Annotated in this window: 32 protein-coding genes and 1 pseudogene; 11 read left to right on the top strand and 22 right to left on the bottom strand. The window is 65.8% G+C overall.

The window, feature by feature from the left end; all coding sequences use genetic code 11:
- Window positions 1-359 precede the first annotated feature (359 nt).
- From ACFXKA_RS38400 to ACFXKA_RS38350, 11 genes are all read right to left on the bottom strand, one after another.
- The gene (locus ACFXKA_RS38400; protein WP_379431180.1) at window positions 360-500 is read right to left on the bottom strand and encodes a hypothetical protein; all 141 of its coding nucleotides are present in this window, start codon (window positions 498-500) and stop codon (window positions 360-362) included.
- A 257-nt stretch (window positions 501-757) separates the two neighbouring features.
- Entirely contained in the window at window positions 758-1,078 is a 321-nt protein-coding gene (locus ACFXKA_RS38395; protein WP_379431182.1) for a YbjQ family protein, read from the bottom strand.
- A 641-nt stretch (window positions 1,079-1,719) separates the two neighbouring features.
- Window positions 1,720-1,983 (bottom strand): hypothetical protein, encoded by a 264-nt coding sequence (locus ACFXKA_RS38390; protein WP_379431179.1) that lies wholly within the window; start codon window positions 1,981-1,983, stop codon window positions 1,720-1,722.
- Window positions 1,984-2,104: 121 nt separating this feature from the next.
- Entirely contained in the window at window positions 2,105-2,452 is a 348-nt protein-coding gene (locus ACFXKA_RS38385) for a hypothetical protein (protein ID WP_379431178.1), read from the bottom strand.
- On the bottom strand, window positions 2,418-3,209 hold the full coding sequence (locus tag ACFXKA_RS38380; RefSeq protein WP_379431177.1) for a hypothetical protein: 792 nt from the start codon (window positions 3,207-3,209) through the stop codon (window positions 2,418-2,420). The genes ACFXKA_RS38385 and ACFXKA_RS38380 overlap by 35 nt, the downstream gene beginning before the upstream one ends.
- 190 nt (window positions 3,210-3,399) lie before the next feature.
- Window positions 3,400-3,822 (bottom strand): hypothetical protein, encoded by a 423-nt coding sequence (locus ACFXKA_RS38375; protein ID WP_379431176.1) that lies wholly within the window; start codon window positions 3,820-3,822, stop codon window positions 3,400-3,402.
- Entirely contained in the window at window positions 3,819-4,985 is a 1,167-nt protein-coding gene (locus tag ACFXKA_RS38370) for an LLM class flavin-dependent oxidoreductase (RefSeq protein ID WP_379431175.1), read from the bottom strand. The genes ACFXKA_RS38375 and ACFXKA_RS38370 overlap by 4 nt, the downstream gene beginning before the upstream one ends.
- A 5-nt stretch (window positions 4,986-4,990) precedes the next feature.
- Window positions 4,991-5,560, bottom strand: a complete 570-nt coding sequence (locus tag ACFXKA_RS38365; protein WP_379431174.1) for a DsbA family protein — start codon at window positions 5,558-5,560, stop codon at window positions 4,991-4,993.
- On the bottom strand, window positions 5,518-6,285 hold the full coding sequence (locus ACFXKA_RS38360; protein ID WP_379431173.1) for a maleylpyruvate isomerase N-terminal domain-containing protein: 768 nt from the start codon (window positions 6,283-6,285) through the stop codon (window positions 5,518-5,520). The genes ACFXKA_RS38365 and ACFXKA_RS38360 overlap by 43 nt, the downstream gene beginning before the upstream one ends.
- Window positions 6,282-7,628, bottom strand: a complete 1,347-nt coding sequence (locus tag ACFXKA_RS38355; protein ID WP_379431172.1) for an NAD(P)/FAD-dependent oxidoreductase — start codon at window positions 7,626-7,628, stop codon at window positions 6,282-6,284. Before ACFXKA_RS38355 ends, ACFXKA_RS38360 begins: the two co-directional genes overlap by 4 nt.
- A gap of 28 nt (window positions 7,629-7,656) precedes the next feature.
- On the bottom strand, window positions 7,657-8,706 hold the full coding sequence (locus ACFXKA_RS38350) for a polyprenyl synthetase family protein (RefSeq protein ID WP_379431171.1): 1,050 nt from the start codon (window positions 8,704-8,706) through the stop codon (window positions 7,657-7,659).
- Between the two features lie 133 nt (window positions 8,707-8,839).
- Here ACFXKA_RS38350 and ACFXKA_RS38345 point away from each other — a divergent pair, with 133 nt between their 5' ends.
- From ACFXKA_RS38345 to ACFXKA_RS38330, 4 genes are all read left to right on the top strand, one after another.
- Window positions 8,840-10,063, top strand: a complete 1,224-nt coding sequence (locus tag ACFXKA_RS38345; protein ID WP_379431170.1) for a geranylgeranyl reductase family protein — start codon at window positions 8,840-8,842, stop codon at window positions 10,061-10,063.
- A 47-nt stretch (window positions 10,064-10,110) separates the two neighbouring features.
- Window positions 10,111-10,812, top strand: a complete 702-nt coding sequence (locus ACFXKA_RS38340) for an ABC transporter ATP-binding protein (RefSeq protein WP_379431169.1) — start codon at window positions 10,111-10,113, stop codon at window positions 10,810-10,812.
- A complete protein-coding gene (locus ACFXKA_RS38335; RefSeq protein ID WP_379431168.1) occupies window positions 10,809-13,310 on the top strand; it encodes an ABC transporter permease in 2,502 nt (833 codons plus the stop codon). The genes ACFXKA_RS38340 and ACFXKA_RS38335 overlap by 4 nt, the downstream gene beginning before the upstream one ends.
- A gap of 172 nt (window positions 13,311-13,482) precedes the next feature.
- Window positions 13,483-14,643 (top strand): ABC1 kinase family protein, encoded by a 1,161-nt coding sequence (locus tag ACFXKA_RS38330; protein ID WP_379431167.1) that lies wholly within the window; start codon window positions 13,483-13,485, stop codon window positions 14,641-14,643.
- On the opposite strand, the gene ACFXKA_RS38325 is transcribed toward ACFXKA_RS38330, so the two are convergent.
- The gene (locus ACFXKA_RS38325; protein ID WP_379431166.1) at window positions 14,624-15,481 is read right to left on the bottom strand and encodes an SAM-dependent methyltransferase; all 858 of its coding nucleotides are present in this window, start codon (window positions 15,479-15,481) and stop codon (window positions 14,624-14,626) included. The genes ACFXKA_RS38330 and ACFXKA_RS38325 overlap by 20 nt on opposite strands.
- Before the next feature lie 206 nt (window positions 15,482-15,687).
- On the opposite strand from ACFXKA_RS38325, the gene ACFXKA_RS38320 reads away from it, so the two are divergent.
- On the top strand, window positions 15,688-15,963 hold the full coding sequence (locus ACFXKA_RS38320; protein WP_379431165.1) for a transposase: 276 nt from the start codon (window positions 15,688-15,690) through the stop codon (window positions 15,961-15,963).
- 565 nt (window positions 15,964-16,528) lie between these two features.
- Here ACFXKA_RS38320 and ACFXKA_RS38315 read toward each other — a convergent pair.
- The 6 genes and pseudogenes from ACFXKA_RS38315 to ACFXKA_RS38290 form a co-directional block, all read right to left on the bottom strand.
- Complete coding sequence (locus tag ACFXKA_RS38315) at window positions 16,529-16,732, bottom strand: hypothetical protein (protein ID WP_379431164.1); 204 nt, start codon at window positions 16,730-16,732, stop codon at window positions 16,529-16,531.
- A 23-nt stretch (window positions 16,733-16,755) separates the two neighbouring features.
- Window positions 16,756-16,974, bottom strand: a complete 219-nt coding sequence (locus ACFXKA_RS38310) for a hypothetical protein (protein WP_379431163.1) — start codon at window positions 16,972-16,974, stop codon at window positions 16,756-16,758.
- Window positions 16,975-17,307: 333 nt separating this feature from the next.
- A complete protein-coding gene (locus ACFXKA_RS38305; RefSeq protein WP_379431183.1) occupies window positions 17,308-17,565 on the bottom strand; it encodes a hypothetical protein in 258 nt (85 codons plus the stop codon).
- 42 nt (window positions 17,566-17,607) lie between these two features.
- Window positions 17,608-17,763 (bottom strand): annotated as a pseudogene (locus ACFXKA_RS38300) (transposase family protein); the annotation flags it as partial.
- An 8-nt stretch (window positions 17,764-17,771) separates the two neighbouring features.
- On the bottom strand, window positions 17,772-18,017 hold the full coding sequence (locus tag ACFXKA_RS38295) for a hypothetical protein (RefSeq protein ID WP_379431162.1): 246 nt from the start codon (window positions 18,015-18,017) through the stop codon (window positions 17,772-17,774).
- 15 nt (window positions 18,018-18,032) lie between these two features.
- Window positions 18,033-18,209: a hypothetical protein gene (locus ACFXKA_RS38290; RefSeq protein WP_379431161.1), complete on the bottom strand. Its 177-nt coding sequence runs from the start codon at window positions 18,207-18,209 to the stop codon at window positions 18,033-18,035.
- Window positions 18,210-18,758: 549 nt separating this feature from the next.
- Here ACFXKA_RS38290 and ACFXKA_RS38285 point away from each other — a divergent pair.
- Window positions 18,759-19,382: a PAS and ANTAR domain-containing protein gene (locus ACFXKA_RS38285; RefSeq protein WP_379431160.1), complete on the top strand. Its 624-nt coding sequence runs from the start codon at window positions 18,759-18,761 to the stop codon at window positions 19,380-19,382.
- 765 nt (window positions 19,383-20,147) lie between these two features.
- Here ACFXKA_RS38285 and ACFXKA_RS38280 read toward each other — a convergent pair.
- Window positions 20,148-20,369, bottom strand: coding sequence for a hypothetical protein (locus ACFXKA_RS38280; RefSeq protein ID WP_379431159.1), 222 nt, complete (start codon window positions 20,367-20,369; stop codon window positions 20,148-20,150).
- Between the two features lie 269 nt (window positions 20,370-20,638).
- Between ACFXKA_RS38280 and ACFXKA_RS38275 the strand changes: the two genes are divergently transcribed.
- On the top strand, window positions 20,639-21,094 hold the full coding sequence (locus ACFXKA_RS38275; protein ID WP_379431158.1) for a hypothetical protein: 456 nt from the start codon (window positions 20,639-20,641) through the stop codon (window positions 21,092-21,094).
- A gap of 40 nt (window positions 21,095-21,134) precedes the next feature.
- Here the strand turns inward: ACFXKA_RS38275 and ACFXKA_RS38270 are convergent, their stop codons facing one another.
- Together ACFXKA_RS38270 and ACFXKA_RS38265 are read right to left on the bottom strand one after the other, a co-directional pair.
- Entirely contained in the window at window positions 21,135-21,572 is a 438-nt protein-coding gene (locus tag ACFXKA_RS38270; protein ID WP_379431157.1) for an EF-hand domain-containing protein, read from the bottom strand.
- Between the two features lie 327 nt (window positions 21,573-21,899).
- A complete protein-coding gene (locus ACFXKA_RS38265) occupies window positions 21,900-22,091 on the bottom strand; it encodes a hypothetical protein (protein ID WP_379431156.1) in 192 nt (63 codons plus the stop codon).
- Window positions 22,092-22,216: 125 nt separating this feature from the next.
- On the opposite strand from ACFXKA_RS38265, the gene ACFXKA_RS38260 reads away from it, so the two are divergent.
- The 3 genes from ACFXKA_RS38260 to ACFXKA_RS38250 are packed head-to-tail and all read left to right on the top strand — an operon-like array spanning window position 22,217 to window position 24,015.
- Window positions 22,217-22,813: a PadR family transcriptional regulator gene (locus ACFXKA_RS38260; protein WP_379431155.1), complete on the top strand. Its 597-nt coding sequence runs from the start codon at window positions 22,217-22,219 to the stop codon at window positions 22,811-22,813.
- A 15-nt stretch (window positions 22,814-22,828) separates the two neighbouring features.
- The gene (locus ACFXKA_RS38255; protein WP_379431154.1) at window positions 22,829-23,548 is read left to right on the top strand and encodes a DUF998 domain-containing protein; all 720 of its coding nucleotides are present in this window, start codon (window positions 22,829-22,831) and stop codon (window positions 23,546-23,548) included.
- Window positions 23,545-24,015 carry a hypothetical protein gene (locus ACFXKA_RS38250; protein ID WP_379431153.1) on the top strand — a complete coding sequence of 157 codons (471 nt, stop codon included), beginning with the start codon at window positions 23,545-23,547 and terminating at the stop codon, window positions 24,013-24,015. The genes ACFXKA_RS38255 and ACFXKA_RS38250 overlap by 4 nt, the downstream gene beginning before the upstream one ends.
- Window positions 24,016-24,049: 34 nt before the next feature.
- Here ACFXKA_RS38250 and ACFXKA_RS38245 read toward each other — a convergent pair whose 3' ends face one another.
- Window positions 24,050-24,508 (bottom strand): MarR family winged helix-turn-helix transcriptional regulator, encoded by a 459-nt coding sequence (locus tag ACFXKA_RS38245; RefSeq protein WP_379431152.1) that lies wholly within the window; start codon window positions 24,506-24,508, stop codon window positions 24,050-24,052.
- Window positions 24,509-24,599: 91 nt separating this feature from the next.
- Between ACFXKA_RS38245 and ACFXKA_RS38240 the strand changes: the two genes are divergently transcribed.
- The gene (locus ACFXKA_RS38240) at window positions 24,600-25,391 is read left to right on the top strand and encodes a hypothetical protein (RefSeq protein WP_379431151.1); all 792 of its coding nucleotides are present in this window, start codon (window positions 24,600-24,602) and stop codon (window positions 25,389-25,391) included.
- Window positions 25,392-25,422: the final 31 nt, after the last annotated feature.

The following is a 25,422-nucleotide window of genomic DNA, read 5'->3' as shown; positions in this document are numbered from 1 at the left end:
GAACGACCGGCGCTTGCGAGGAGGCATGTGGACATCCTTCCAGCAGGATCATTAGTCCTGCGAATCAGGTGTCCACTATCCGGGGGGAGCCTCAGCCGACCACTTCCGGTCTTCTGGCTGGATCTGCATCTGTACATCCTTCGACACGCCCCACCCCACCATCGCAGTCCGGTCTGAACAACGCGACCCATTTATCTGCTGCCGAGAAGGACTCTCGACCTCGGTTCTTCGTTCAGCCGCCGAACGCACTCAACTGCCGCATAGCGCTCGGTTCTAAACGGCCACGGCTTGCATGTCGTGCAGGACCGTGACCGGTCTGATATCAGAACGGTGTGTCGCGCATTCGTAGGGGCCGGCCGCTAGCCGGTCGGCCCGAGTGCGGCGAGCTCGACGTTGATGTCGACCCCGATGGCGCCGAAGTTGATGTTCTCCGAGTGGTGTTCATTACCTTGGGCTCCGGCGACCCTCGCGCCGCATCCCGCCGCGACACGCTCAGCCACACCGCACCGGGATCAACAGTGCTGCGGTAACTCGACGCCCCACGGTCGGTCTGACCATCTTCAGAACAGGGCATCGCGCATCCCCAGCGGCCGGATGCCCGTAGGAACAGACACCGGCCTCAGCTACCAGATCCCGCCATTGCCCCTTCTTGGCGTATTCGGGTCACACCTCTAGAACGCGCGCGTGTCGCCGTCGGCCTGCACGATCAGCGCGCGGACCGCATTGGTTACCGCCGTGGCCCATTGGAGGTGGCCAGTTATCGCTTCTGGATCTTGACCGCGGTGCCGTACGCGCAGATCTCCTGACCGCCGTCGCCGAAGTCATTGGCGTCGAAGCGCATTGCGAGAACGGCGTGTGCACCGCGTTGCTGAGCGCTGTCGACCAGCCGGTCCCTGGCTTCGATCCGGCTGTCGTAGAGCATCTTCGTCATGCCTTTGAGCTCGCCACCGAACATCGACTTGATGCCGGCTCCAATCTGCGACCCCAGGTGCCGACTGCGCACCGTCAGGCCGACGACATCACCGAGCACCTCGACCACCTCATAGCCCGGAAGATCGTTCATCGTGCTGATGATCATGCCGTTTGTGCCGGTGCTTGCATGGTTATCAACCTCATTGATGGACACGGACATCCCTTCATCGGTGTGCTTGCCCCTTCGATCCTCACCGATCCGGACCGGCTTCCACATCACTCACGGGTCGCGAAACAAGTCGTCCTACGGTCGCGATCCCCCTACGACTCCGGACTCACATCCGACCCTGAGATTCACCCATACCGTTCGGTGCCAATGTGGCACTGCGTCGGAAGGCGAGAAAACCCTCTGGTCAACGGAACCGGTCGGCTCCGAACCGATCGCGCCTGTGTTGCGCAGCAAACACGCCGAACGACCCCTGCGCAAACACGGCAACCCACCACAGTGAGTACGTGTGAAAAACTGCTCATTTCCACGGTTGGGTGCGGGCGAGGCGTCGGGACATGAGCATGATCATCGACCAAGTCACCCATGCTTCGTAGTGGCCTGGCAGGCGTTCGTAGTCGCGAATACATCTGCGGCGCAGGCAGATCCATGCCAGGGAGCGTTCGACGAGCCAGCGGCGTGGTAGGACCACGAAGCCTGTCGTGTTGTTGCTTCGGCGGACGATTTCACGATTTCCAGTGTGATCTGGAGTTTGTGCCGTGCCCAGGTGACCGGGTGGCCGCTGTAGGCGCGCCGTCGGCCTAGACCAGGACGATCACGGAGAACAGTTCCCACAGCGTCTGCAGAGCGGTGCGGGCGCCATCGTCGGTCTTGGACGCTGGCGGCGGTGACGCGACGACCAGCAGCAGCCCGAGGGTGTCGACGATGATGTGGCGTTTGCGCCCGTTGAGCTTCTTGGGCCGCGTCCCAGCCGCGTATGGCGGCGCTGACGGTTTCGGCCGCGCGCAGGGTCTGGGAATCGACGACTGCCGCGGTCGGATCGAAGTCGCGGACTGCGGAGACACGCACCTTGTCGCGCAGGTCGTTGTGCACAGCGGTGACCTCGAGGCCACCTGGGAAACGCCCCCTTGGCGCCGCCACCCGACGCATCGGACCACGACTGCCCTCGCGTATCCGGGTACGGAGCTACTCGTCGGTGATCACGGTGGCGCCGACGAAAACGGCGGCCAGGCGGAGGAGGCGGTATTGCATACCAGGCGCGGCTATCACGCGGTACCTGGCGATATGAGGAAGGCGGCGCAGACGGGACAGATAGACGATATTGAGGGGGTTCGGCAGGGTTACAGCCCGAACATCGACCGTATACGTCCAAGGGCCGGTGCGGTTTCGGGCGTATCGTTTGGCGGCGGCATAGTCGGCGCGAATCAAGCGCAGCCCCACATAGCCCTGCGCACGTACGGAGAATTCCGCCGGGTCGTCGGATTCGGTGATAGTGGCGCTACCCCAGCGCCGGGTGAGGGTCGTCGTGGTCATGATCGGTGATCGTCCTTCTGTGCCAGGTGATTCCGAATTCGGACGCGTGCGCGAGCAAGTGTGGGCCGACCACTTGGGTGGGAGTGTGCACGCCAGGTGGGATCGGTAAGGTCAGAGCATCGGCTACCAGCCGAGCGGTCAACCCGTAGGGATCGGTTCCCGCAGCTACCGCCACGCCCGATCCGGCAGACGTCGACGCCAACGCCTCGATCGTGAACGAACAGCGCCGACGTATGAAGCTCGGTGGGCCGGAAGGTATTCGAGGCAGCGTGAGAAGCGCCCGGAGAAAATCGGTGTCACGGGGGCCAACCAGGCCCAGAAGACAGGAAGCCCAGCCACGGGCCCCGATGGAGAACCGGATGCCGACATTCGCCTCGGGGTAGCGACGCGCAGCCACGACACTCTCGCCACCTGGCCAGTCCTGGTAGTACCGGCCGGCCACAGGCAGGAATGCGGCACCGCCGAGTTCATCGGCCAAGGTCAGGCCGGACAGGGCGGAACCGTTGCTGGGCCAGAAGTTCCGCATGTGATAGTCCACGGTGATGGTCTCCGGACAGCCGGAACTCGCGCGGATGGCTTCCTCCATCACCGTTTCACCCACCGCGAACTCGAATCCGCAGCCCGCCACCACCGGAACCGATGCGGTCGGAAATGCCTTGTACACCGCGGCGATCGAGGAGGGCTCACCGCTCACGTCGAGATAGCCGCAGCCCGCGGCCACAGCGGCCCGCAGGACAGGCACCGCCGTGCCGATCATCCGGGAGGTGGCATTCACCACCCAGCGCGGGCGATGACGCCCCAGCGCTGCCGACACCGACTCCGTCGCGCCGGCATCGACACAGTCATCAGCGACCGATCGGAGGTCCGCGGTCACGACCCCGATTCCGCGGCGGATCAGTTCCGCACGGATCAACCTGCCGGTATAACCGTGGCCCAGAAGCAATACCTCACAACGGGGCGTCATCGCCGGGTTCCGCGGTGAGCGCGACGATCTGGTCGTGGAAGGCGGCCTGGTTCGCAGTCAGCACCGCCACCGTCTGCTGCATCTCCACCAGCGGCGCGATCTCGCCCTCCACATCCATGTCGCCGATCATGAACGCTTCCAGCGCGGCAGCGATGTCGGCATTCACGAACAACTCGCGTGCCGCGGCGTATGTCATGGTCACCACGGTCCGAGGCTGGTCGAGGGTGCCAGGCCGGAGATCGACCGTACCGTCCAGGTGCAACCGTCGCACACCCCAGCGACAGCCGGTGATCTCGAAGTTCACCGCCAACTGCCGGACCTGGTCGGGGATCTCCACCTCAGGGGAACGAGCGTGCAGTGCTGTCACCGCGCTCAGCCATTCGTCGGAGAGGAATTCGTGTTTCACTGTGGCGCACCTCCATTGCGCTGAGCGGCCTTGGCCCGATAGCCCCGGATCGCCGCCGTCACCGCACCGCCTGCCGCGTTGATCAGGGCGGAACGGTTGCCCACCAGGACGTTCTTGGACTCCTCCTGCGCGGTCGTCGCCGCGAAAGCCGGGGCAACCTTGCGGACGAGCAATTCGTACGAGTGCAGCGTCGCCCACTCATCGGCCCAATCATGACCGAGCACCAAAAACGTGCCGAATCCTCCAGAGCTGTGCTGAATTCGATCCAGGAAGGCGGTGACATCGGCGACGTCACCGATCATGCCCAGCCCCGACTCGTTGATCGCGTCGATCATGTCCTCGTCCGCACCGACACTCAGGCCCACCGGCAGGGCCGCCACCCGCTGGAAGTAGTCCAGCCATTCGGCCAACCCGAACGCGACCTCCCGGCGTGCCTCCTCACGCGTGCTGCCGATGTGTATCGGCGCGACACACCGCCATCCGGAGCGGTCGGCAGCGCGCCCCGCCGCGCCCGCTTCGGCCTCGTACACCTTCCAGTGGTTGGCCAGGAACGACGAGCCGGCCTTGGAGGCCACGCTCAGCGACAACAGACCCAGACCCAACTCCCCTGCCAACGCGGGCCCCGATGGGGACAGCATCGAAGCGACCGCCAGTTCCGGCCCGCCGCTGGTATAGGGATGCAGTTGCAGCCGCGCCGAATCCAGCCGGAACCACTCGGTTTCCGCGCTCACAGGCCCGCCCCCGCGGATCAACTCCAATACGTACGGCAGCGCCTCGGTCATCCGAGGCCGCAGGAATGCCGGATCAATTCCCATCATGAGCGCATCGGAGGGCAGTGCCCCGGGCCCGAACCCGAAGAGGGCACGCCCCCGAGTCAGATGGTCGAGTTGCACGATACGGTCGGCCACCAGGAGTGGATGGTGGTAGGGCAGCGATATGACACCCGTCCCGAGCCGGATACTCCGCGTGCGCGCGGCAGCAGCAGCAATCATGATCTCTGGGCTGCCCACGATCTCACTACCGCCGGAATGATGTTCGCCGAACCACACCTCGTCGAAGCCGAGCCCATCGAGGGCCTCGACCAGCCGCAGGTCCCGTTCGAACGCGAAGGCCGCTGTCTCGGAGGTGCTGTGGAACGGCGCGATGAAACTGCCGAACTTCAAAAGCCTCACCTGCTTTCGTAGGACGTCGGGAGGTCGGTGCCGGTCTCGATGCGCCGGCCACGGCGAAACCAGGCCGGGACACCGGTGACCGCGCGGTCCAGTTGCCGACGAAAATCCACGGCCAGCCGACGGTCCACCTCGGCGGCCAGATTGCTGTCTCGCAGCAGGGCCGGATCAAATCCGCATGCCGCCAGGACGGATTCGATCGTCTGCGGACGGTGCAGACTGCGCCCGTCGCGATGAAAGGAATCGAACATGCCCGCGTGGACAGTCTCGGCGAGTACCGGGTTCGCCAAGGCGCACGCCAGCACCGCGCGCATGGCCAGTAGTGCTCGATGATGCCGCGGGTCGATCAACAATTGGCCCGGGTCAGGGCAGAGACCGAGATTCAAGTTGTAGAACGAGATTCCGAGCTGCTCGCCTGTCGACCGCACGGAGTGCTGGTGCGCGAGGTATGCGAACGGGCACCGGTAGTCCACCACCAACTCCAGCTCCGGCGGCGGGCGATCATCCGCAGCGATCAACATGATGCTCATGTGGTGGGCCGCATCCGCCTCAACGACAAGGCCGTCCAAGGTCGCAGACCGTAGGCCAACGGCAAGCCGGTCAGCATCGCACGTGCCAATCCGTAACGGCCGTAGGAGAACATCAACGCCGCGAGCGGTTCGATGATCAACACGCAGTCGGGTGGACCCGCCCACCGCTGAGTGCCGACAATCAGTCGGCCGTTCGCCCGGTGCAGGAATACCGAACCGTGGCGGCGCAGCCGCAGCTCGACACGCGGAACCTGCGCCTCGGGCTGCAGCAGGGCTGCGACCGGGACCACCGCGAGCAGGACCGCGGCGGCCAGCGCATCGGAAGGACGGTAGACGCTGCCGGCGGCGGAGTGGATGTCGAAGCCATGCAGCACCACCTCGGCCACGGCCAATGCGATCAGGGTGTGGGCTCCGATGGGCTTGCCACTGTGCCAGGGCAATTCATCGTTCTCGGGATGGGATTCGGCTTCGTCGCGGAAGCTCCGCCAACTGCCGCCGATCTCGGCGCCGATTTCGGTCAGTGACATGCCCGTGCAGGCAGCGATGCCTTTGGTCGCGTAGTCGTCCGGCGCGTCCAGATCCACGGGGGACGGAGTACCGCGCAGAATATCGGCGTGCAGCCGCAGGCCGTCGAGCAGATGTGCGGCAGTGTCGTGAACTGTCCAGTGACCAACGCATTTTCGGTCCGGATCCTGTCCCGGCAGCAGTGCTTCCAGTCTGTTGATGGCGTCGTCCAGTTCGCGCCACAGCGCCGGGGTCATCATGCGTTCGCCGACGTCTGCAGTCGTGGGCGCATCACGGCCGAGGCCTGCAATCGGAACCACCACTGCATCTCGTTCAACGACAACCGGGCGGCGTCCGCGGAAAGCGGGATGGCCTGTTTCGGGTCGGCCATCGAGGCAGCGCACAGCGTCAGCCCGGCCCGCAGCGTGAATTGATAGACCGGAACCGCTCGGTGAGCGAACACGTTCGCGAACGCCTCGCGTTTCCTGGCATTACGGGACAGCCGCTCGAGCAACAACCGTTCGAACGGCGTTACATCGCCGGTGCGGCCCTGATAGCTCATGAACCCGTAGGTGCGGGACTCATCGCGGTCGCGCCGAATCCACCAGCGGCGTAGTTCCCGATCGAGCGCGCCGGAGACGAAGCCGCGGGTAATACTCTCGCAGAGCTGCTCCGCGTGTCGGAAGGCGTCGGACATGCCCTGTCCGGTGCACGGATCCTTGTACATGGAGGCATCGCCGACCAGCACCCAGCCGGGCCCGGCAGCCTCTCGGAAATACGAGGTGGAACGGCCGACCATCCGCACCCGCGGCCGATACCGGTCCAGAGCGTCCGCGTCGGGAATCGTCTGCGGAGCGGCCCGCAAGGTGGTGTACAGCAGCTTATGCGGGTCGCGTTTGGCCTCGGGCAGCATCTCGAGCGGTGGATTGATGGCCGCCATGTGGCACTCGCCGTTCGACGGCGCCTTGAGAATGATGTCTTCGCCGTTGCGTATGAACGAGATCCGGTCCTCGGGCGGCAGTTCTGTGTTGGGCACATATGCCCACACCACGAACCGGTCGCCGGTCACGGTGTTGTATCGGCGCGCGCCCACAGCGCGTGCCACCGTGGAATTGCGGCCGTCCGCGCCGACCACCAGCGACGCGCGCACCGATCGGGTCGCCCCATCCGGAGTGGTGATGGATACCCCGGTCACGACGCGCCCTGTGGTGGTCAATTCCTGCACCGCGGTGCCGAGTTCGATGTCCGCGCCCGCGGCCTGGGCATAGCGCAGCAGCACCTCGTCGAGCAGGTCACGACGGATGCAGAACGCACCCGGACCATCCCCCGGCCGCAGCGGGAAGTCGCACGATAGGTCGATCCCATTGATACTGACGTTCATTCCGCGCAGCGCCGGCGCGGCGGCTCGCAGCTGAGGTGTCAGACCTTGGCGTGCGAGGATGGCCGCGCCATTGAGCTGCATGATGTGGGTGGACACACTGTCGCTGGGGAATTCGGCCCGGTCCACGAGCAGCACGCTCACCCCGCGTTTGGCGAGGAGCCCGGCCAGCAATGATCCCGCGCATCGAGCGCCGACCACCACCACGTCGTATCCAGAACGCATGGAATTCCCCCATTCTCGGGCTACATAGTCAGGCCGCGCGATCGATGGTGTAGTCGACGAGCCGCCGCAGCGCCTTGTTCGCGGGGCAATCTGGCAGTCGACTCAGCTGCGCCCGAGCCGAGTCGGCGAATTCGGCCAGTCGTCGTCTGGCCATCTCCAGTCCGGCCGAATCGCTCAGCAACGCCAGCGCTTCCGAGACGTCGCTGTCGGACTCGACAGGGCCCGCGAGCAGTTCACGTAGCCGGTCTCGTTCGGGACTGTCGGCGCTGAGCGCATAGAGCACCGGCAGCGTGCGCACTCCCTCACGCAGATCGGTTCCAGGAGTCTTCCCGGATTCGTCTGCGGCGGAGGTGATGTCGATGATGTCATCCGCAATCTGAAATGCGGTGCCCACAGCCGCGCCGAGCCGGTACAGCCGTTCGGTGTCCTCCGCGGATGCACCCGAGTACAGGCCGCCGTAACGGGCAGCGGTAGCGATGAGCGAGCCGGTCTTGTCGTGTACCACCCGCAGGTAGTGTCCGATCGGATCGGAATCCGAGGCCGCACCTGCGGCTTCGCGGGCCTGTCCGTCCACCAGTTCGCCGAAGACACGGGCCATAGCCGCTACTCCGTCCGGACCCAGTCGCGCGCCGAGCCGGGAGGCGCGGGCGAAGAGGTAGTCACCGCCGAATACCGCGATTCGGTTGTCCCATCGGGCATTCGCGCTCGGAGCACCACGCCGGACGGCCGCGCAGTCCATCACATCGTCGTGATAGAGGGTCGCCAGATGCACCAGCTCGACAACGGCCGCGGAGACCACCACCAGGGGGTCCTCCGGATTCGGTCCCAATTGCGCCGCCAACAGAGTGAACAGCGGCCGGAAGCGCTTCCCTCCGGCTCGAATCAGGTGCAATGCCACCTCGGAGAGTATCGGATCATCGTGCACCAGTTCGGTTTCCAGCGCCTGCTCCACGGCGATCAAGCCTGCACGCACGGCTTCCGCGACGCCCAGATCGCCGAGATCTACACCGGCAACGCTGGTTTCGTCATCGAGAGAAAGGTCTTCAGATGCTTGAATGAGTCCCCGCCCGTCCCGCATACAGGATCATGGTAGTGGCTCACAGCACATTTGGTATCCAGAACAAATCAATCGCGATCTCTGCCAGGATGTGTGACACGGCGCGATCGGCTGATCTCGGCGCAGGGGTGTCGTTGTTTCAGGGGAGGGCGAAATGGCCAGTAACACAGAGGTTCTCGTAGTCGGCGCGGGACCGGCGGGAGCCTCGGCGGCCGCCTGGGCAGCGCGGCAAGGCCGGTCGGTGATACTGGCCGACGCGGCACGCTTCCCGCGCGACAAGGCTTGTGGCGACGGTCTGACTCCTCGAGCCATAGCAGAACTCGATCGACTCGGACTCGGTGATTGGCTACGATCGCGCACCCTCAACAAGGGCGTGCGCATCCGCGGGTTCGGACGGGAAAGGCTCGCTCCCTGGCCGTCCGGGGTGTACCCGGCCTTCGGGAGCGCCGTGCCCCGCACTGAACTCGACAACCGCGTGCGCCTCGCCGCCGTAGCGTCAGGAGCCGAGATGATCGAGGGCACGCCAGCGGTCGACGCCACCATCGACGAGGGTCGCGTCACCTCTGTCACGTTCGACACCGATGACGGGCCACGCCGAATCGGGTGCCGCACGCTGATCGTCGCGGATGGTGTGCGCTCACCTCTGGGCAGGCGGCTCGGGCGCGTCTGGCATCGTACGACTGTTTACGGCGTCGCGGCCCGCGCCTACATGAAAACGCCGCGCAGCGAAGACCCTTGGATCACTGTCCAATTCGAGATGCGCGATCAGAATCGCAGCCTGTTGCCCGGCTACGGCTGGGTCTTCCCGCTCGGCACCGGCGAGGTGAACGTGGGAGTGGGCTCGCTGGCCACCGCGAAGCGCCCCTCCCGTATGGCCCTTCGGCCGCTGCTGGAACGCTACGCTGAAGACTTACGCCCGGAATGGGATTTCGACGGTGGCGTGCGGGCACTCACCTCTGCGTTGATTCCCATGGGCGGGGCCGTATCCGGCATAGCCGGACGTAATTGGGCGCTGATCGGCGACGCCGCCGGATGTGTGAACCCACTCGACGGCGAAGGCATCGACTACGGTCTTGAAAGCGGACGACTGGCCGCCGAGCTGCTCGACGAACCGGACCTCACCGATACCTGGCCCGCGATCCTGCGCGCTCGGTACGGCCTGGCGTTCTCGCTGGCACGCCGGGTCGCGGGGATCGCGACCGCGCCTGGCGTGTGGCACGCCGGGCGACCCACGATCCACTTCCAGCGGATGGTAGACGTCATGCTGCGACTCATGGGCAATCTGGTCACCGACGAGGACCGCGATGTGGTGGCACGGCTATGGCGGGCAGGTGGACGAGCGTCGATACGCCTGGATTCCCGGCCGCCGTTCAGCTGAGCAACATCGCGAACTCCCACACCGTCCCCGCGCGAAAGGAGGATCCAATGAATGCTCCCCTATTGGAACTACGCTCCATCCATAAGACATATCAACTGGGCACTCAGGAGATACCCGCGCTCACCGATGTGACGCTCATCGTCACCGCGGGTGAGATGGTGACGATCGAAGCCCCCTCGGGCTCGGGAAAAACCAGCTTGCTCAATATTGTCGGGGCGCTCGACCGTCCGACCTCGGGCGAAGTCCTGTTCCAGGGTCGCCCCGTGCAACGGCTGCGTGACAAGGAACAAGCACTGTTCCGCAGGCGCAGCATCGGATTCGTCTTCCAAGCGTTCAACCTCATTCCCACCTTGTCCGCGTGGGAAAACGTTGCGGTGCCACGCCTGCTGGATGGCGGCTCGTACGCGCAGGCGCGTACCGACGCCGTGGCCCTCTTGGAGCGGGTCGGTCTCGCGGCCCGAGTCGCGCACCGCCCGGCCGAGCTGTCCGGCGGGCAGATTCAACGCGTAGCTGTGGCACGAGCGCTGTCGATGGACCCGCCGCTGGTCATCGCCGACGAGCCCACCGGCAATCTGGACTCCCATTCCGGCCGCGATGTCGTCGCGCTGCTACGCGAAATCGCCACTGATCCAGGCCGGGCGGTGATCATGGCCACCCATGATCCTCGCGCAGCGCAGGCCGCCACACGGCGAATCAGCCTGCTCGACGGGCAGATTCAGCAGGATGAGGTGGCGGAGACGCGCCCGTGACGCTACTGCCCTCGCCGATCCTGCGATTCCACCTCTTGGCCCTGCGCGACAGTCTCACTCACTGGACCCGCACAATAATCCTGGTCGGCATCGTCACCGTCTCGACCACACTGCTGGTCGCGGTGCTCAGCACCTACGGCTCGATCACGACTTCCGTGGCGCAGCTGTCGAGCGCCATCGCCGGGCGCGCCGCCTTCACCGTGCACGCCACCACCGATATCGGTGTCGAGCAATCGATCTCCACCGATATCGCGCGCATACCCGGCGTGTCGGCGGCCGTGCCCATACTGCAGCGGCCAGTGAAATTCGACCGGAACGGGAGCACCTCCTCGGCCCTGCTGCTCGGTTCGAATGCGTCGATCACCGCGCTCGGTTCACGTCTGACAGACTCGATCCTTCCCGTCGCCGCGTACCCACAGTTCCTGAGCAACCCGAAGGCCGTGCTGGCCGGCTCGGCCACCGAACTCGCCGCCGGCGATCGAATAACGGTGGGCGGCACCGATATCGAAGTCGTCGGCATCGTGCACAACGACGGCCTCGACGCCGGCAAGTTCCTGCTGGCCCAACTGCCGACTGCACAGAAGCTCATCGGAGCCGCCGACAAAGTGAGCGGAGTGCAGGTCGTGCTCACCGCTGGGGCCGATCACGACGCCGTCCAACGCACTCTGCGAAACCTGGTCGCCGACCGATATCTGGTGTCGAGTCCGGACTACGAGGTCGCGGCAGCAGCCGGGTCCACCAGCCTGATCAGCACCTCGTCACTGATGGTGGTCCTGGTGGCATTCGTCGTGGCGATCTTCCTGATGTTCAACACCATGCACATGTCCGTCGGACAGCGCAGCCGGCTGCTGTCGGTCCTGCGCGCGATCGGTGCGAATCCGACACTGCTGTACGCGCATCTACTCGCCGAAGCGGCATTGTGGGGGCTGGTCGGCGGCGGGTTCGGCATCGCACTGGGCATTCTGGTCGGCCGGACGACCATTGGCTACTTGCCGGCTTTCGCCGTTCAGTCCATCAGCGCCTCGATCCAGTACAGCATCGCCTGGTATGTCCCACTGTTGGCGCTGATCGCGGCTCTGCTGTGCTGTCTCGCCGCTGCGGCGGGCGCCGGGTTGCAGATCTATCGCATGTCACCGGTCGGCGCGCTCAGCGATTCGATCACCGCCGGGCAGACCAACTCACGGCTGAGCCGGACGATCGGCGCAATCGGTGTCGTGTTCCTGGCCATCACCGCGGCGGTCGTCTCCTTCGCGCACGGGCAAGCCGTGCTCGTGGCCGCTGCCACGCTTCCGCTGGGAGTGCTCGCGGTCATGTTCGCGGCAACAGGACCTCTGGTGGCGTGGTGCGCGCGCATCACCACCCCGTTCGGGGCCGTCGGCCTGCTGGCCGCATCCACCCTCACCCGGGTACCCCGCCGCACATGGACCAATGTCGCCACCATCGTTGTCACCATCACCGTAGCCGTCGGCGTGTCGGGAGCGTTGACCGCCATGGCGAATTCCGCGACCCGCTCCTATGCCTCATTGGCCGACACCGATATCTATGTCACCCGCACCCCCGCCGATGTGCTGCCAGCCGGCGACCTCATCGATCCAGCGGCGGTCGAGGCGATCGGCAAGGTACCGGACGCGGTGACCGTCATACCCGGCCAATGGACCTATGCGGACTTCGGCGGCAGTCAGGTGACCGTGCAGGGCCTCATGCCAGGCAGCCACGCGGTCACGCTCGCGGCCATGTCCGAGCAGACGCGCCAGCGGATACTCGCCGGGGACGGCATCGTGATCTCCGAACAGCTCGCCCGCGCACGCGGCTGGAACGAGGGGTCCGAAATCACCCTCACCACGCCATCGGGCACGCACAAGGTCGATGTCCTCCAGGTGATCTCGACGATCAGCGTCGCGGGCGGCACGGCCGCGATGAGCCTGCCACAGCTGCAGTCCTGGTACGACCGTCCCGGTGCCACCTATTACGAAGTCTCTATCCGCCAAGGCGCGGACCGCGCCACCGTCATGAAGCAATTGCAAGCCGTACTGCCCCGGGACATGTACGTCTACAGCGGCGATGAGGCGGTGAGAGGCACGACCTCGGCCATCGGCCAGGCCGGAATCATCGCGGTCGCGCTGGAGTGGATCATCGCCGCCGTAGCCGCCATCGGCCTGCTCAACACCTTCACACTGTCCGTGATGGAACGACGCCAGCAGATCGGCGTGTTACGGGCGATCGGGGCGTTACGCCGCCAAACCACCTTCATGATCCTCGTCGAGGGTTTGGCCGTCGGGGCAGTCGGCGGAGCCATCGGCTTTGCGTCGGGCATCGCCCTGCAATATCTGAGCTGCAAGATACTCGGCATCGTCACCGGATTCCCGGTGCCTTTCACCGTCTCCCCCCTCGCGGCACTGGTAGCGGCGGGCGCAGTGGCGATCTGTCTGTGCGGGGCATTCGTTCCGGCGTTGGCGGCTGGGCGCGCAACCGTGGTCGAAGCCCTGGCGAATCGCTGATCGAGAGGACGTCATGACCACCGTGATCCACCGATTCGGTACAGCCGCACGCGGTTTCACCCGGCTCGCGCGCGTCGGCGCGGTGCTCACACCAGTCCTGGCGCGGGCGGCAGTACTGCGAGCGCGGAGCGGCCGATCCCAAGTCTCCGCCGAGCTGCCCGGCGCATTCATCATGCTCGGGCCGGTCTATGTGAAGTTTGGGCAACTCATCGCCTCCACACCCAGCGTATTCGGCGAGGACATCTCGCGCCGTTTCTCGCCGCTGCTCGACCGAGTGCCGTCGGTCGGCGGTCAGGAGATCCGCCGTGTGCTGGCCGAGACCGGATTCGCCGACGCATTCGACCGATTCGACGAAGTACCGATCGCGTCCGGCTCCATCGCCCAGGTACACCGAGCACTCACCCGGAATGGACGGGAGGTGGCGGTCAAGATCAAACGACCGGACGTGGAGCACCACCTTCACATCGACGTCGGACTGCTGCGCACCGCGGGCGCTCTACTTGACCGCACTCCGGCAGGTCGCGCGTGGGGATTACGAGGTGTAGTCGACGAGTTCGCCGACCTGACTGTGCGCGAACTCGATTTCCGGGCCGAGGCGCACGCCATGCGACGCTGCGCCGAGGACCTCACCGCTTCCGGATTCCAGGGCAAAGTGCGTGTGCCCGAGGTATTCCCCCAGTGGTGCACACCTTCGGTGCTGACCATGGAGTACATAGATGGGCTCTCGATCACCGACGACGCGTCCGGTGAAACTGTGAGCACTCGAGGGAAGGAGATCATGAGTGGGCTCGCCCTCGCGTTGTTCCACACCGCCCTGAAACGAGGCTTTTTCCATGGAGATCTGCACGCTGGGAACATCATGATCGATCGCGACGGCTGGGTCGTGCTCGTGGACTTCGGTATCGTCGGCGAACTCGACGACGAAGTACGGCATGAGCTCAAGCGCTGCATCGCGGCACTACTTCTCTTCGGCGACTTCGTCACGGCCACAGAGGCTTTGGTAGCCCTGGGCGTGCTGAGCCCGCGCATCCCTGTCGAAGAGTTGGCCGCCGAACTGCGCGCCGTAGCGGTCTACGCCGACGCCCCCGTGGGTGACCTCCGCCTCGGCGACGTCGGCCGACAGATCCGCACCCTCGCAGACACACATGGCATGACCATCCCACGCAATCTGGCCCTGGCCGGCAAACAGGTGATGTACCTCGAGCGGTACATGAAGGAACTTGCCCCCGACTGGAACCCTGTATCGGACAAGGCTTTGAGCCGGTTCTTCGCAGGACTGATGGCGGAGGCACTCCGAGCCGGCACGGCCGGACCTACGGCTTCCGCGCGGTAACCAGACCCAACTCCCACAGCCGCCTGGCGAACGCCAGCCACTGCAGTCGCGCGCCGAGAAAATTGCGGTGAGCGATGTGCGAACGCATCCGCAACCGGTAGGCAATCCACGCCGGAATGCCGAAGACCGTAAACGCGCGCGCTAGCCGGTGTGCCGAGGTCATACCGTGCGCCGAGACATCGCGATGCGCGAAATCCATGAAGCCCACCACGTCCGCCTGCGCCGCGAACTCGGCAACGGTGTCGATATCCTCGATGGCCCAGCAGTCCAGCCAGTCCAATAGCAACGCTTCGCCTTCGGCGGACAGATCGCGCGCGGTCCGGAAGCCGTCCTCTATCGCGATCCGGCCGCCGGACCGCAGCAGGCGATACGCCTCGCGCAGGAATGCTGCTTTGGGTTGCGCATAGCACAGGCTCTCCTGCGCCCACACCAGATCGAACGATTCCGATTCGAATCCCGTATCGCAGTAGTCGGCGACATGAAATTCGATACAATGCTGCAGTTTTCGCCTTCGCGCCAGCCGCTGCGCGGTCGCAGCCTGCTGTGGACTGAGTGTGATACCGACGACCTGGACATCGAAGTTCTCGGCCAACCACAGCGCGGACCCGCCGATTCCGCAGCCAGCGTCCAGAATACGCATCCCATCACGCACTCCCGCGAATGCCGCGAGCTCACGATTCATGTCAGATAACGACTGTGAATGGTTCCGGGTCGTGGCATCCCAGTAGCCATAGTGCATGGACCGGTTACGGCCTCGCATCCATACGAACCAGTAGTCGAACCGGCTGCGCTTGTAGTACTCGACAATCCGCGCCCGCTGTCGCATCGCCGCCGTCATCGACCTACCCCCATCCTCGACTGTGGACGGCTATACCCTACCCAGGGCAAGATCATCCAGTCGCGCTTTCACAACGATGAATAGGGTTGCGTTACAGCCGATCCACAGCACCACCGCCTCACACGTGGCCTGTCCCCAATGATGGAGCCCACTCGATATTGGAGTCCTGTTGGCCCTGGTCGGGGCTGGAAGGGACGATAGGGATCATGGCTGGACGTAAGCGGCATTCCGCGGAGGGGATCGTGCGGAAGCTGCGCCGCGCCGACGAGTTGGCGACGGCGGGTATGTCCGGGGAGGAGATCGCCGCGAAGCTGGGGATCTCGGCTGCGACGATGTACAACTGGCGCCGCCAGTACGGCGGTGTGGACACCGACGCAGCGAAAGAACTCGAGGAGCTGCGCGAGCAGAACGCCCGGCTCGAGCGGCTTTTGGCCGATGCCGAGCTGGAGAAGGACGCGCTACGGGAGATCGCGACGGGATAATTCTGAGCCCAGCGGCCAAGCGCCGCGCCGTCGACATGCTCAAAGACGTCAAGAGCATGTCGGAACGGTTGGCGTGCAAGGTTGTTGGGCTCCACCGGTCCACGTATCGGCGGCTGCCGGCCGAGGCGACCCCGGCCGATCCGGACGCCGGTGTGCGGGCCTGGCTGCGTTTACCCCTCGAACGAGTAGACCACCTGCCCACACCCGTGTGTACCCGTGTATGGGCAGGTATGGACAGTCGGGCTACCCGTAGTTGGGGTCGTTGCCGAACAGCGGAAGTTGCCGCGAGGTGGAGGGTGCGCCGGCATCGGGCGCAGGTGACTTCCGCCCGCGCCGGTTCCAGCACGGTCGGGGACCAGCCCGCGACGCCGGTGTGGCACAACGACTCTGGGACTTCCTCGCCCTCGACCCACTGGCCGAGGCTGACCGCGTGCACGGTGCGCCCACGCCGGACGACCGCGTGCACGCCCGGATCGCCGAACACCGCCCGGGCAGCGGAAGCCAGCGGCGCGATATCGGTCATAGGCCCCACGATAGGGACGCCCGCCGACACAGTGTGCTGGGGCTACTCGCCGGGAAGATCTGGGCGTGAACCGGCGGGGTGGTCGCGGTAGTGGACTTCCTGCCATTGGCCGGGCGAGTAGTAGCGGACACCGAGCTGGCTCTGTACGAGCAGGAGGCCGCCGGGCTCGAACCAGAAGCGAGCTTCGTCCTCGAACACCAGACCACGGTGAGCATCGGTGTCGGTGTTGAAGAGCGTAAAACCCATGAGCGCCAGGCTATCTCTAGAAATCAGCAGGACGTCTGGAACGGAAAGCACGGCTGCGGCGGGGTAGTCGGCTGTGCGGGCACGCCGGTCGAGGTGACCACCGTCGTGTCGGCCGGCCGGGCGGCGGATCCCATGTGGGTGAGGGTCAGCACGACCAGCAGCAATGCCACACCACCCACGATCACCCCGAATGCCCACAGGATCGGGATGGGCGAGGCACTGCGGCAGCCGTGGAAATACATCGACGTGTAGCACCCCCGCCTGGGCGCGCGTCGATCGGTGAAGCGGCCGTACCCGGTTCGTCACACCTGTTGGGCGGTGGCGACCAATCGCGGCGGCGGACGGGACCGAGTTGTTCGACCTGAACAGCGTGACAGTCAGTCGTTATCGCTGGCGCGGCAACAAGATCCCGAACCGATGGGCGACCCTTCAAACAGCCTGACGGCAGAAACCGTGGAGAGCCGTTGCGTCGAGAGGCGCACGGCGGGTTCGGCGAGAGGTCCAGGGAAACGGAGCAGGAGCAATCCCGCCACCGCGCCCCGGGCCTACTCAGCGATTCGGTTGGTCCGGGTTGCTCAGTCGCTCAACAGGATTCGCTTCCGAAGGTGCCCGCGACGCAGGGCGAAGTCGTCGACGCCGATCACACGCGGGGCCCCCCGATCCGGATCGGGCAGCGCCCGGATCTGCCGCAGCAGCGTCATCCGGCTGGCCGTGGCTGCCAGGTGCCGTGTCACCCGGGCGCCCGGACGACCACCCAAGGCCAGCGCGACCGCACACAGCAGGCGTTGCAAGATCGCGGTGCGCCGGGCATGCCGCGCCGCCAGCAGTGGCACCTGTTCAGCGAAAGTCCTTCTCCCACAGTCGCAGTTGTCGCAGAACAACCGCCTTACCCGCAACCGGATCACCACCGCCCTGCAGGTGATCGCGGTATCAGACAATCGGCGTCCGTAGCGACTGTGGACTCGGCCAGACAACGTGCCGCACCCTGGGCACGCGGCTGGTTCGCCACCCGTCCTCGCGTCGATTCGCACCCCGATCCCTATCGCGTCCACCCGTCGATCCTCAGCCCATCCAGATGCGGGAACAGGACCACTCGCAGGTCACGGCCGCCGAAACCGAGCAGATCGAACACATACAGGCACACCGGCACCGCCCGCACCAGCGCCGGGCTCGGCCGCGTCACGCCCAGGCGGCGCCCGATGCGGGAGAACCGCGGCACCCCGTCGCGGTCCGGAGCCACGAGTTCACCGTCGAGGGTCATCTCCCGCCCCGCCGCCAGCGACACCAAGGCGTCCGAGATCTAGGGGAAGGCCGCGTTGAGGGAGTTGCCGTTGCGGCTGATCATGTGGCACACGCCGTCGGAAATCCATGCCAGGCAGCGGATTCCGTTGTAGGTCCATTCGTAGGCGTACCGGGTGTCGTCGTCGGCGGGAGCGGGCCCTGGCGTGGCGAGCATCGGCGCCGGAAGGCGCACCATACGCAGAACGCTACCCCCAGAAGAAACCGGGCGGTCGCATCATCGTGATGCTCTGGAATCCAGCACCCCCTGGTCGTACTGTCCGCGCCGATCGAGCCGGTGCTGGTTATGTGGGCGTGGGTGGCTCGGCGCCGGGGTGCATGACGGCGTGCCACCACGATTCGAGCCGACTCGGCTCGGGCCAGTGCACCATGGGCACATCGTCATCGGAATCGCTGGTGATGGCGGGCGGGGTCGTAGCCCGTTTTCCCGGCCGGCGAGCGGGTCTGTCACTGCGTGGTTCGTGTGGGGTTGCTGTCATGGCGCACCTCCGAATCCCTGCCCGACGCCGGTCTCACCGGGCGGGCTGGATTCTCAACTCGCGGCGGCGGTGTACGCCGAGGTCGACCACGCGCGAGAATGCCACGAAGGCCCAGGGCAATGCCGAGGGGTCTACGCCACCGCAGAGGGGGCCGACGTGGGCCAGGGTAGGCGTTCAAGGTCAACGGCAGGCTACGTCCGAGCCGATTCCCGTGGAGCGCATCAGCATCCCGGCGCGATAATCCGGTCATGGGTCCTGATGCCGAGCTGCCTGCGGAATCGCTGGTGTGGGCTGCGGGGACGTATCCGGGGCCGCGGACGGGCAGTTTCCGGTTCTGGTTCGCCGCTGGCCGCTGGGAGTGGTCGCCGGAGCTGTATCGCATGCACGGCTACACCCCCGGCGAGGTCGAGCCGACCACTGAAATGCTTCTGGCACACAAACATCCCGACGACCGCGACAAGGTCGCCGAGACGATCGCCCGCTCGGTGGAGTTGGGTGAGCCGTTCTCGAGCCGTCACCGGTTCATCGACACCCGCGGTGTCGAGCATCAGGTGATGGTGGTCGCCGACCGCATCCTCGACCAGGGGCGCGCGGTCGGCACCGCAGGCTTCTACGTCGACCTGGCCGACACCCTCATCCGCGCCGAGCACGACGCCATCGTCGAGCAGCTACCGGAGATGATGGAAGCACGGGCGGCGATCGAGCAGGCCTTCAAGCTGCTGGTGTGGCGGTCCCAGGAAACCAACACCAAGCTCCGCGCCCTGGCCGAGCAACTGCTGCACGAGCTGCCCACCGTGCCACCGGCCGAGCCCGCCACGGTGTCGGCGTTCGATCACATCCTGCTGACCCTGCACGAACGCATACCCCGCTGACCACATCGGAGGGGAAAAAGGTCCGGTCGCGGTAGTGCATGTGGGGTGCGATTCCTCGTCGTCTGCACCGTCGGTGGCGAGATCGATGCCCTGACTGCCCCCTGCATTCCGCAAGGCGCTGTCGGACAGTCTCGACATCGACGCATCGACCCTCGTCCACATGACGGTGGTCACCTTCTTCGGCGTGGTCGGCCTCTGCGCCCTGCTCGCGGCTCGCGACTTCGCCAACCGGCGACACTCCGGATGGGCAAGTCAACGCACCAAGGTTGACCGCGCCCGGACCCTCGCACACGTGGCCCCGCCCGGCCTACGGGATGGGAGGCAGAACCGGGCGGGGTGTGCAGCACATCTCACGGTCCCCCGCCACGCCGCGACACAAACCTCCCGCCGCTACAGCCACACCTCGGTGTCGGGGGGATGCCGGTCGGCGCGATCGGACAGCCGCTGCGCGAAGCTTTCCGTCCACGCGGCCGTCTCCGATTCCTCGGCGGCCCCGGACGCGCGTCGTACCGTCCTCGGACCACCGGTGCGGCTGTCGTGCCTCGCGCCGGGACGGTCCTGCAATACGAACAGCCGCGCTCCTCACGACAGGTAGGCCTCCACGCTCATTCCCGCGCATTCGGCGGCATCGTTGAGCGTGAGCCAGTCGTCCTCGCTCACCGTGACCACAATGTCCCTGCTCGCCATGCCAATCCACGCTAGACCCCGTCCCGGATGTGGCCCACAACCCTCACGGCAGCCGCGGGGCGTTACACACGCGGGCTGTCAGTGGTCGGTCAGTTGCTTGTAGCGCAGGAACTCCACGAAGGAGACCTGCCCCTCGCTCCAGATGTGGTCTTGCTTGATGCGGCGCCCGACGATGTCGCGCACGTGCGGGTCCTGGGCCGCACCCCAGATGAGCGCGTCGTCGAAGGTGATGAAACCGTCGCCGTCGGTATCGATCTCGTCGAACTCCCGCCGGGTGGCGATGAACTGCTGCTGATCCATACCCTTTCTCCTCTTGCCGGTTGGTTACTCCCCGAACAGCAACGTCTCCGTTCGTCATCGATCCAGCACAAGCGTACGCGGAAAGTTTGCTGCCACCTGGATTGGCGGGGAATCGAAACGGGCCCGAGCACCGGTCTCGACTCGGGGCCGCCCAGCGTATCGGCGTCCAGGCGGCGGCGATCGCGATGGGGTTTCGGGGCCGCTGGTGGTTTTGTCGCAATAGTGTCGCACAGCTTCGAGCACGCAATGGCTGCCTATAGTCGTTCGCTATGAAATGGAGGAGACGCAAGCAGGCAACCATGGACCGTGCCGCAGTCGCCGGGGCCCGAGAGGCCGCGCGACAGCAGCCGGGTGGTCTGACGCCACACCGCGGGTTTGCTGAACGGATACTGTCGACGCCGGCGGTCCCGGCGTGGATCCACTGGGTCTATGACCGCGACCCCGAGATCGCGCGCTTCTACTACCAGCTGCACTATCCCCTCGACGACGGCCACGGCGATGAGCAGCGCACCCTCAAGCGGGCCTATCAGGCCGAGCAAGCCGCACGGTGTGTGGAACGCGCTCGCCGCTTCCACAGCGACCGGCCGGTGGTGAGCGCGTACTTTCCCGAGCTGCCCGACGACGAGGACTTTCACGCCGCCTGCGATGCGGGCCGGGAATGGGACGGGCACTGGTACTCCCGCGACCCGCTGCGAGCCTGGCCCGACGTCCACGGCCTCCGATAGCCCACCAGGGCTCGCCCCCGGGGATTCGTGCAGGTCAGCCTCAGCCGAAAAGCGCGGAGAAATCCTCAAAGGAGAGCTTGCCGTCCCCGTCGCTGTCGAAGGATTCGATCAGAGCCGACGCATCGGCGGGATCGAGACCGATGGACACGGCGGCCTTTTCCACCTCGCCGACCGAGATGAAGCCGTCGCCATCGGCATCGAAGGCGGCGAAAGCATCTTCGACAGAAGCAACGCCCTCGAGCAGCGCTTGCCGTGCTCGCACCGCATCGAACTCCGACTCCGAGATCAACCCGTCCCCGTCGGTGTCTGCGGCGGCCACGATCGCGGCTGCGTCTTCATCGCGGATCTCCAGGCCAATGCCGTGTACCGCGGCGGCGATGTCGGTGGCCGAGATCAGTCCGTCTCCGTCGGTGTCGATCAACCCGAACGCCGACGCCTCGATATCGGCGGCGTCTTCATTGATGGGTTCTCGTGTCATAGCTGTCACCACCCTTCTGCTCGATTGCATTGGGCCAACACAACCTCCGGCATGGACCCCCATGACAAGAGAGGCAACTGTCCGAACCGGCAGCCGCGGAGAAGCCCTGCAGGTCGAGGGTCGATTCGACCGCAGTCCCCTCGGTATCCGGGTTCGCCGAGACGCTCTGGTGGTCGACCGGGGGTCAACCGATGAGGTCGGACCATCACAGCGCACACCAACAGCTCGGCCTTCTCAACCGGCCGCTGCCCGATCGTGGCCGACCGATGACGAGGTCGTTACCGGCTCCACCCCGTCCGCCACGTCGCTCGAGTGTTCGGAAAACGATCAGTGGTGGCCTGTGGCGTCGTCAGTGGCTGCTGCCCGGGCCTGGTCGGTGTCGTGGAACTTGCCGACGTACTTCTGCTGGTCGGCGATCTTGCGCTTGTACCCGTCGAGCGCGCCCTGCTTGCTCATGTCGAGCGCGCCGCCGATGGCGGCCCAGCTCTCGCCGGCCTCCCGCGCGTCGCGCATGACCATCCAGCGGCGTCCGGTCAGCAGGGCGATCGACGGCCTGCGACTGCTGGTGGAATATAGTTGATCCTGACTATTTGCGCCCGTATAGTTGGTGTCAACTATAGGGGGTCGGGTTGGCGGTACGTCCGGTGCGGAATCTGTTGGGGTTGGCGGTGCTGAGCTATCTGACCGAGCGCCCGATGCATCCGTATGAGATCGGGGAGTTGCTGGTTGCTCGCGATCATGCGCGGAGCATCAAGTACAACCGGGGCTCGCTGTACATGGTGGTCAACCAGCTGGTCAAGGCCGGGCTGATCGAGGCGACGGCGACGATTCGCGACACGCAGCGTCCCGAGCGCACCGTCTATGCGCTCACCGATGCCGGGCGTGGCGAGATGTTGGACTGGCTGCGGGAGCTGATCGGGCAGCCCGTGCACGAGTACCCGCAGTTCGTGGCCGCATTGTCGCTGATCGGGGCGTTGCATCCGGATGAGGTGGTGGCGTTGCTGCGGCAGCGCCAGACCGGGCTCGAGCAGCAACGCGTCGGCATCTCGCAGTCGGTCGAGGCATGCCTGGCGCGGGGGATGCATCCGCTGTTCCAGGTGGAGGAGACCTACCGGCTGGCCGTTCTCGAGGCCGAATTGGCGTTCGTGGCGCGCTTCATCACCGACATCACCGATCCGGAGACCGGCTGGGGGCCCGGCTGGGCCGCCCATCATGCCGACCGCGACGAATCACCGCACTGATCGAGGAGCTGATCCATGCCCGAATCCAGCGCCGGGCGCGAGCTCGCAATCTCCACCCCGCCCGTCCCGCCGGCCGCCTGGTCGCGGTTGCTGCCCTGGGCGCTGGTTGTCGCGCCGGTCGGCTTCACCGCCCTCTGGCTGGTGCTGGGTTTCCTCAGTCCGGGCTACACCCTCTTCGGCCACGAGTTCCACCATTACTCCGCGCTCAGCCAGCCGATCAGCGGTCTCGGTATCGGCGCGACCGCCCCCGCAATGAACACCGCCTTCATCGTCGCGGGCGCGCTCCTGATCATCGGGGTACCCGCGGCATTCGCCGGGGTCGACCACGCCCCACACCGCCGGCGGCGCTGGTCGATCGTGCTGCTGTGCGCGACCGGCTGCGGCATGATCATCGACGGAATATTCACCCTCGCTCAGCCGATCCCGCACCTGCTCGGATTTGTGATCGGACTGGTCGTCCCCGTTGTCGCGTTCCCGGTCGCCGGCGGCTATCTGCGCGAGGCGCCGGGGTGGCGACGATTCGGCCGCCGCCTGCGCTACGCGGGACCGATCACCCTGCTGCTGGTGGTGTTGTTCCTCCTCACCTTCCGCCCGACCCCCGACGCCGCCGAGCACGGTGTCGCCGGCATCACCGAGCGCGTCATGGTGACCGAGGTTCTCGCCTGTTTCGCCGCGCTCGGCTGGCACGCCACCCACGCGACCGTCCAACCCGACACCGAGGAGACTGCGCAATGAACACCGTCGGCAAACACAACCACGGCAAACCCAACCCCACGTTGGCCGATCTCGCTGTCCTGGAAGGGGAATGGATCATTGAACTGTCCAACACCACGTTCCTGCCCACTCCCCAATCCCGGGCCCAGGGCCGGGTCGTAGCCGAATGGCTGGACAACACCGCCCTGGTCATGCGGCAATTCGGCGACGAGGATGCGGCGACGTGGATCGTCGGACGTGATCAAGCCGAGCCCGAGTACACCGTCCTCTACTGCGACTCACGCGGATCCTCTCGCGTCTACCGGATGACCTTCACCGACGGCGACTGGCACATGTGGCGCACCACAACACAATTCACCCAACGCTTCCGAGGCCGCGTCAGCGCCGACGGCAATACCATCACCGGCGAGTGGGAGGACTCCCACGACGACGGCACCACGTGGGCCCGCGACTTCACCCTCGAATACCGCCGCGCCCCAGGCCGTTGAGCCGTTCGCTGGTCACCGAACCCGCGATACCCGCTCAGTTTGCCTGCGGGCCGAGTTCTTTGTCGAAGCCTTGCTCGACGCGGGCGAGGAAGTCGGTGATCACAGTGAGTTCCTCGACCGTGTAGGCGGACAGAGCGCGCCGCCAGGTACCGAGCAGAGGCCCGTAGAGGGGGGCGATGTCGGCGCGGGCGCGGGCATCGTCGAGGTGGACCAGCACACGCCGCCGATCGGTGAGATCGCGGACGCGCGTGACGAATCCCGCCTTCTCGAGCCGATCGATCAGACCGGTCATGGACGCGGTGGTCAGACCGGTGAGTTTCGCCAGTTCACCGGACGTGCGCGGGCCCGACTGCAGCAGCTGCAGTACCTGCATGTCGGTGGCGTTGATGCCCAGGCGCGCGGCGGCGCTCTGATTCATTCGCATGCTGCGTTCGGCCGTGCGGCCGATTCCGGCCAGGGCGGCGTCGATCAAATCCGTTTTCCTCGTTGACATCTCACTATTCTCTCGCCATCCTGATTACTAGGTAACCTAGCGATCAGGTTTCCGTTCATTCAGGATAGTCAATCGAAGGACCGTGCGCGTCATGTCCCGATCACCGTTCCCTGCCCTTGCCCTCCTGGGCGTCACATTCGTCGTCGTCACCGCACCCGCCGCCGTGGCCGAGCCCGACTCCGGCGCGGCCTATCTCGGGCGCTGGAACTACGACTTCCCCGACCACTCGACCATGCTCAACTACGCGACCGAGAACATCCCCGGCGCCCCGGACGCGCCCCAGATCGGCGACATCATCTTCACCTCGTCCGCGCCCGGACGCGTCACCGGGCGCACCGACGTCGGCTGTACCTGGGAATTCAAGTCCAGCACCGACGGACTGACCCTCGACCCGCCCAACCAGACCTGCCACAACCCCACCTTCGGCTACTCCTACACCACCACCGCCTGGACCGTACGGGTCCACGGCGACAAGGAAACCGAATCCATTACCGCCCTCAGTCATCACCAGGACACCGACTACACCTTCACCCTGAAACACGGGGCGCGGACCAGGGTCGGTGAAGACGACCCGGACGCCGCGAAAGCCTTCGAGGGAAACTGGTCGGCCAACAACGCGCCCCAGGGAAACGTCACGCTCACAAGAAATTACGGCGACCGGCTGATCGCCCGCACCAGCGACGGCTGTACCTGGACGCTCGTCTCCCGCGGCGACACCGCCAAACTCGATCCCCCCGCCCAAACCTGCACTCAGGGCGATTCCGCCGTGACACTGCGCTTCTGGACCATTGCCGACTCAGGCGATCACCAGATCTCGACCATGACCGGCACCGACGCCAAGGGCGAACCCATCATGCTCAACAGCGAACTCACCCGGCACTGAGGGATCGCCACGCTTGGCCAGGGGAGTCGGG

This window comes from Nocardia sp. NPDC059228, from assembly GCF_042754245.1.
Taxonomy (GTDB): domain Bacteria; phylum Actinomycetota; class Actinomycetes; order Mycobacteriales; family Mycobacteriaceae; genus Nocardia.
The sequence above is the reverse complement of the archived record's forward strand: the minus strand, read 5'-3'. Positions and strand labels throughout refer to the sequence as shown.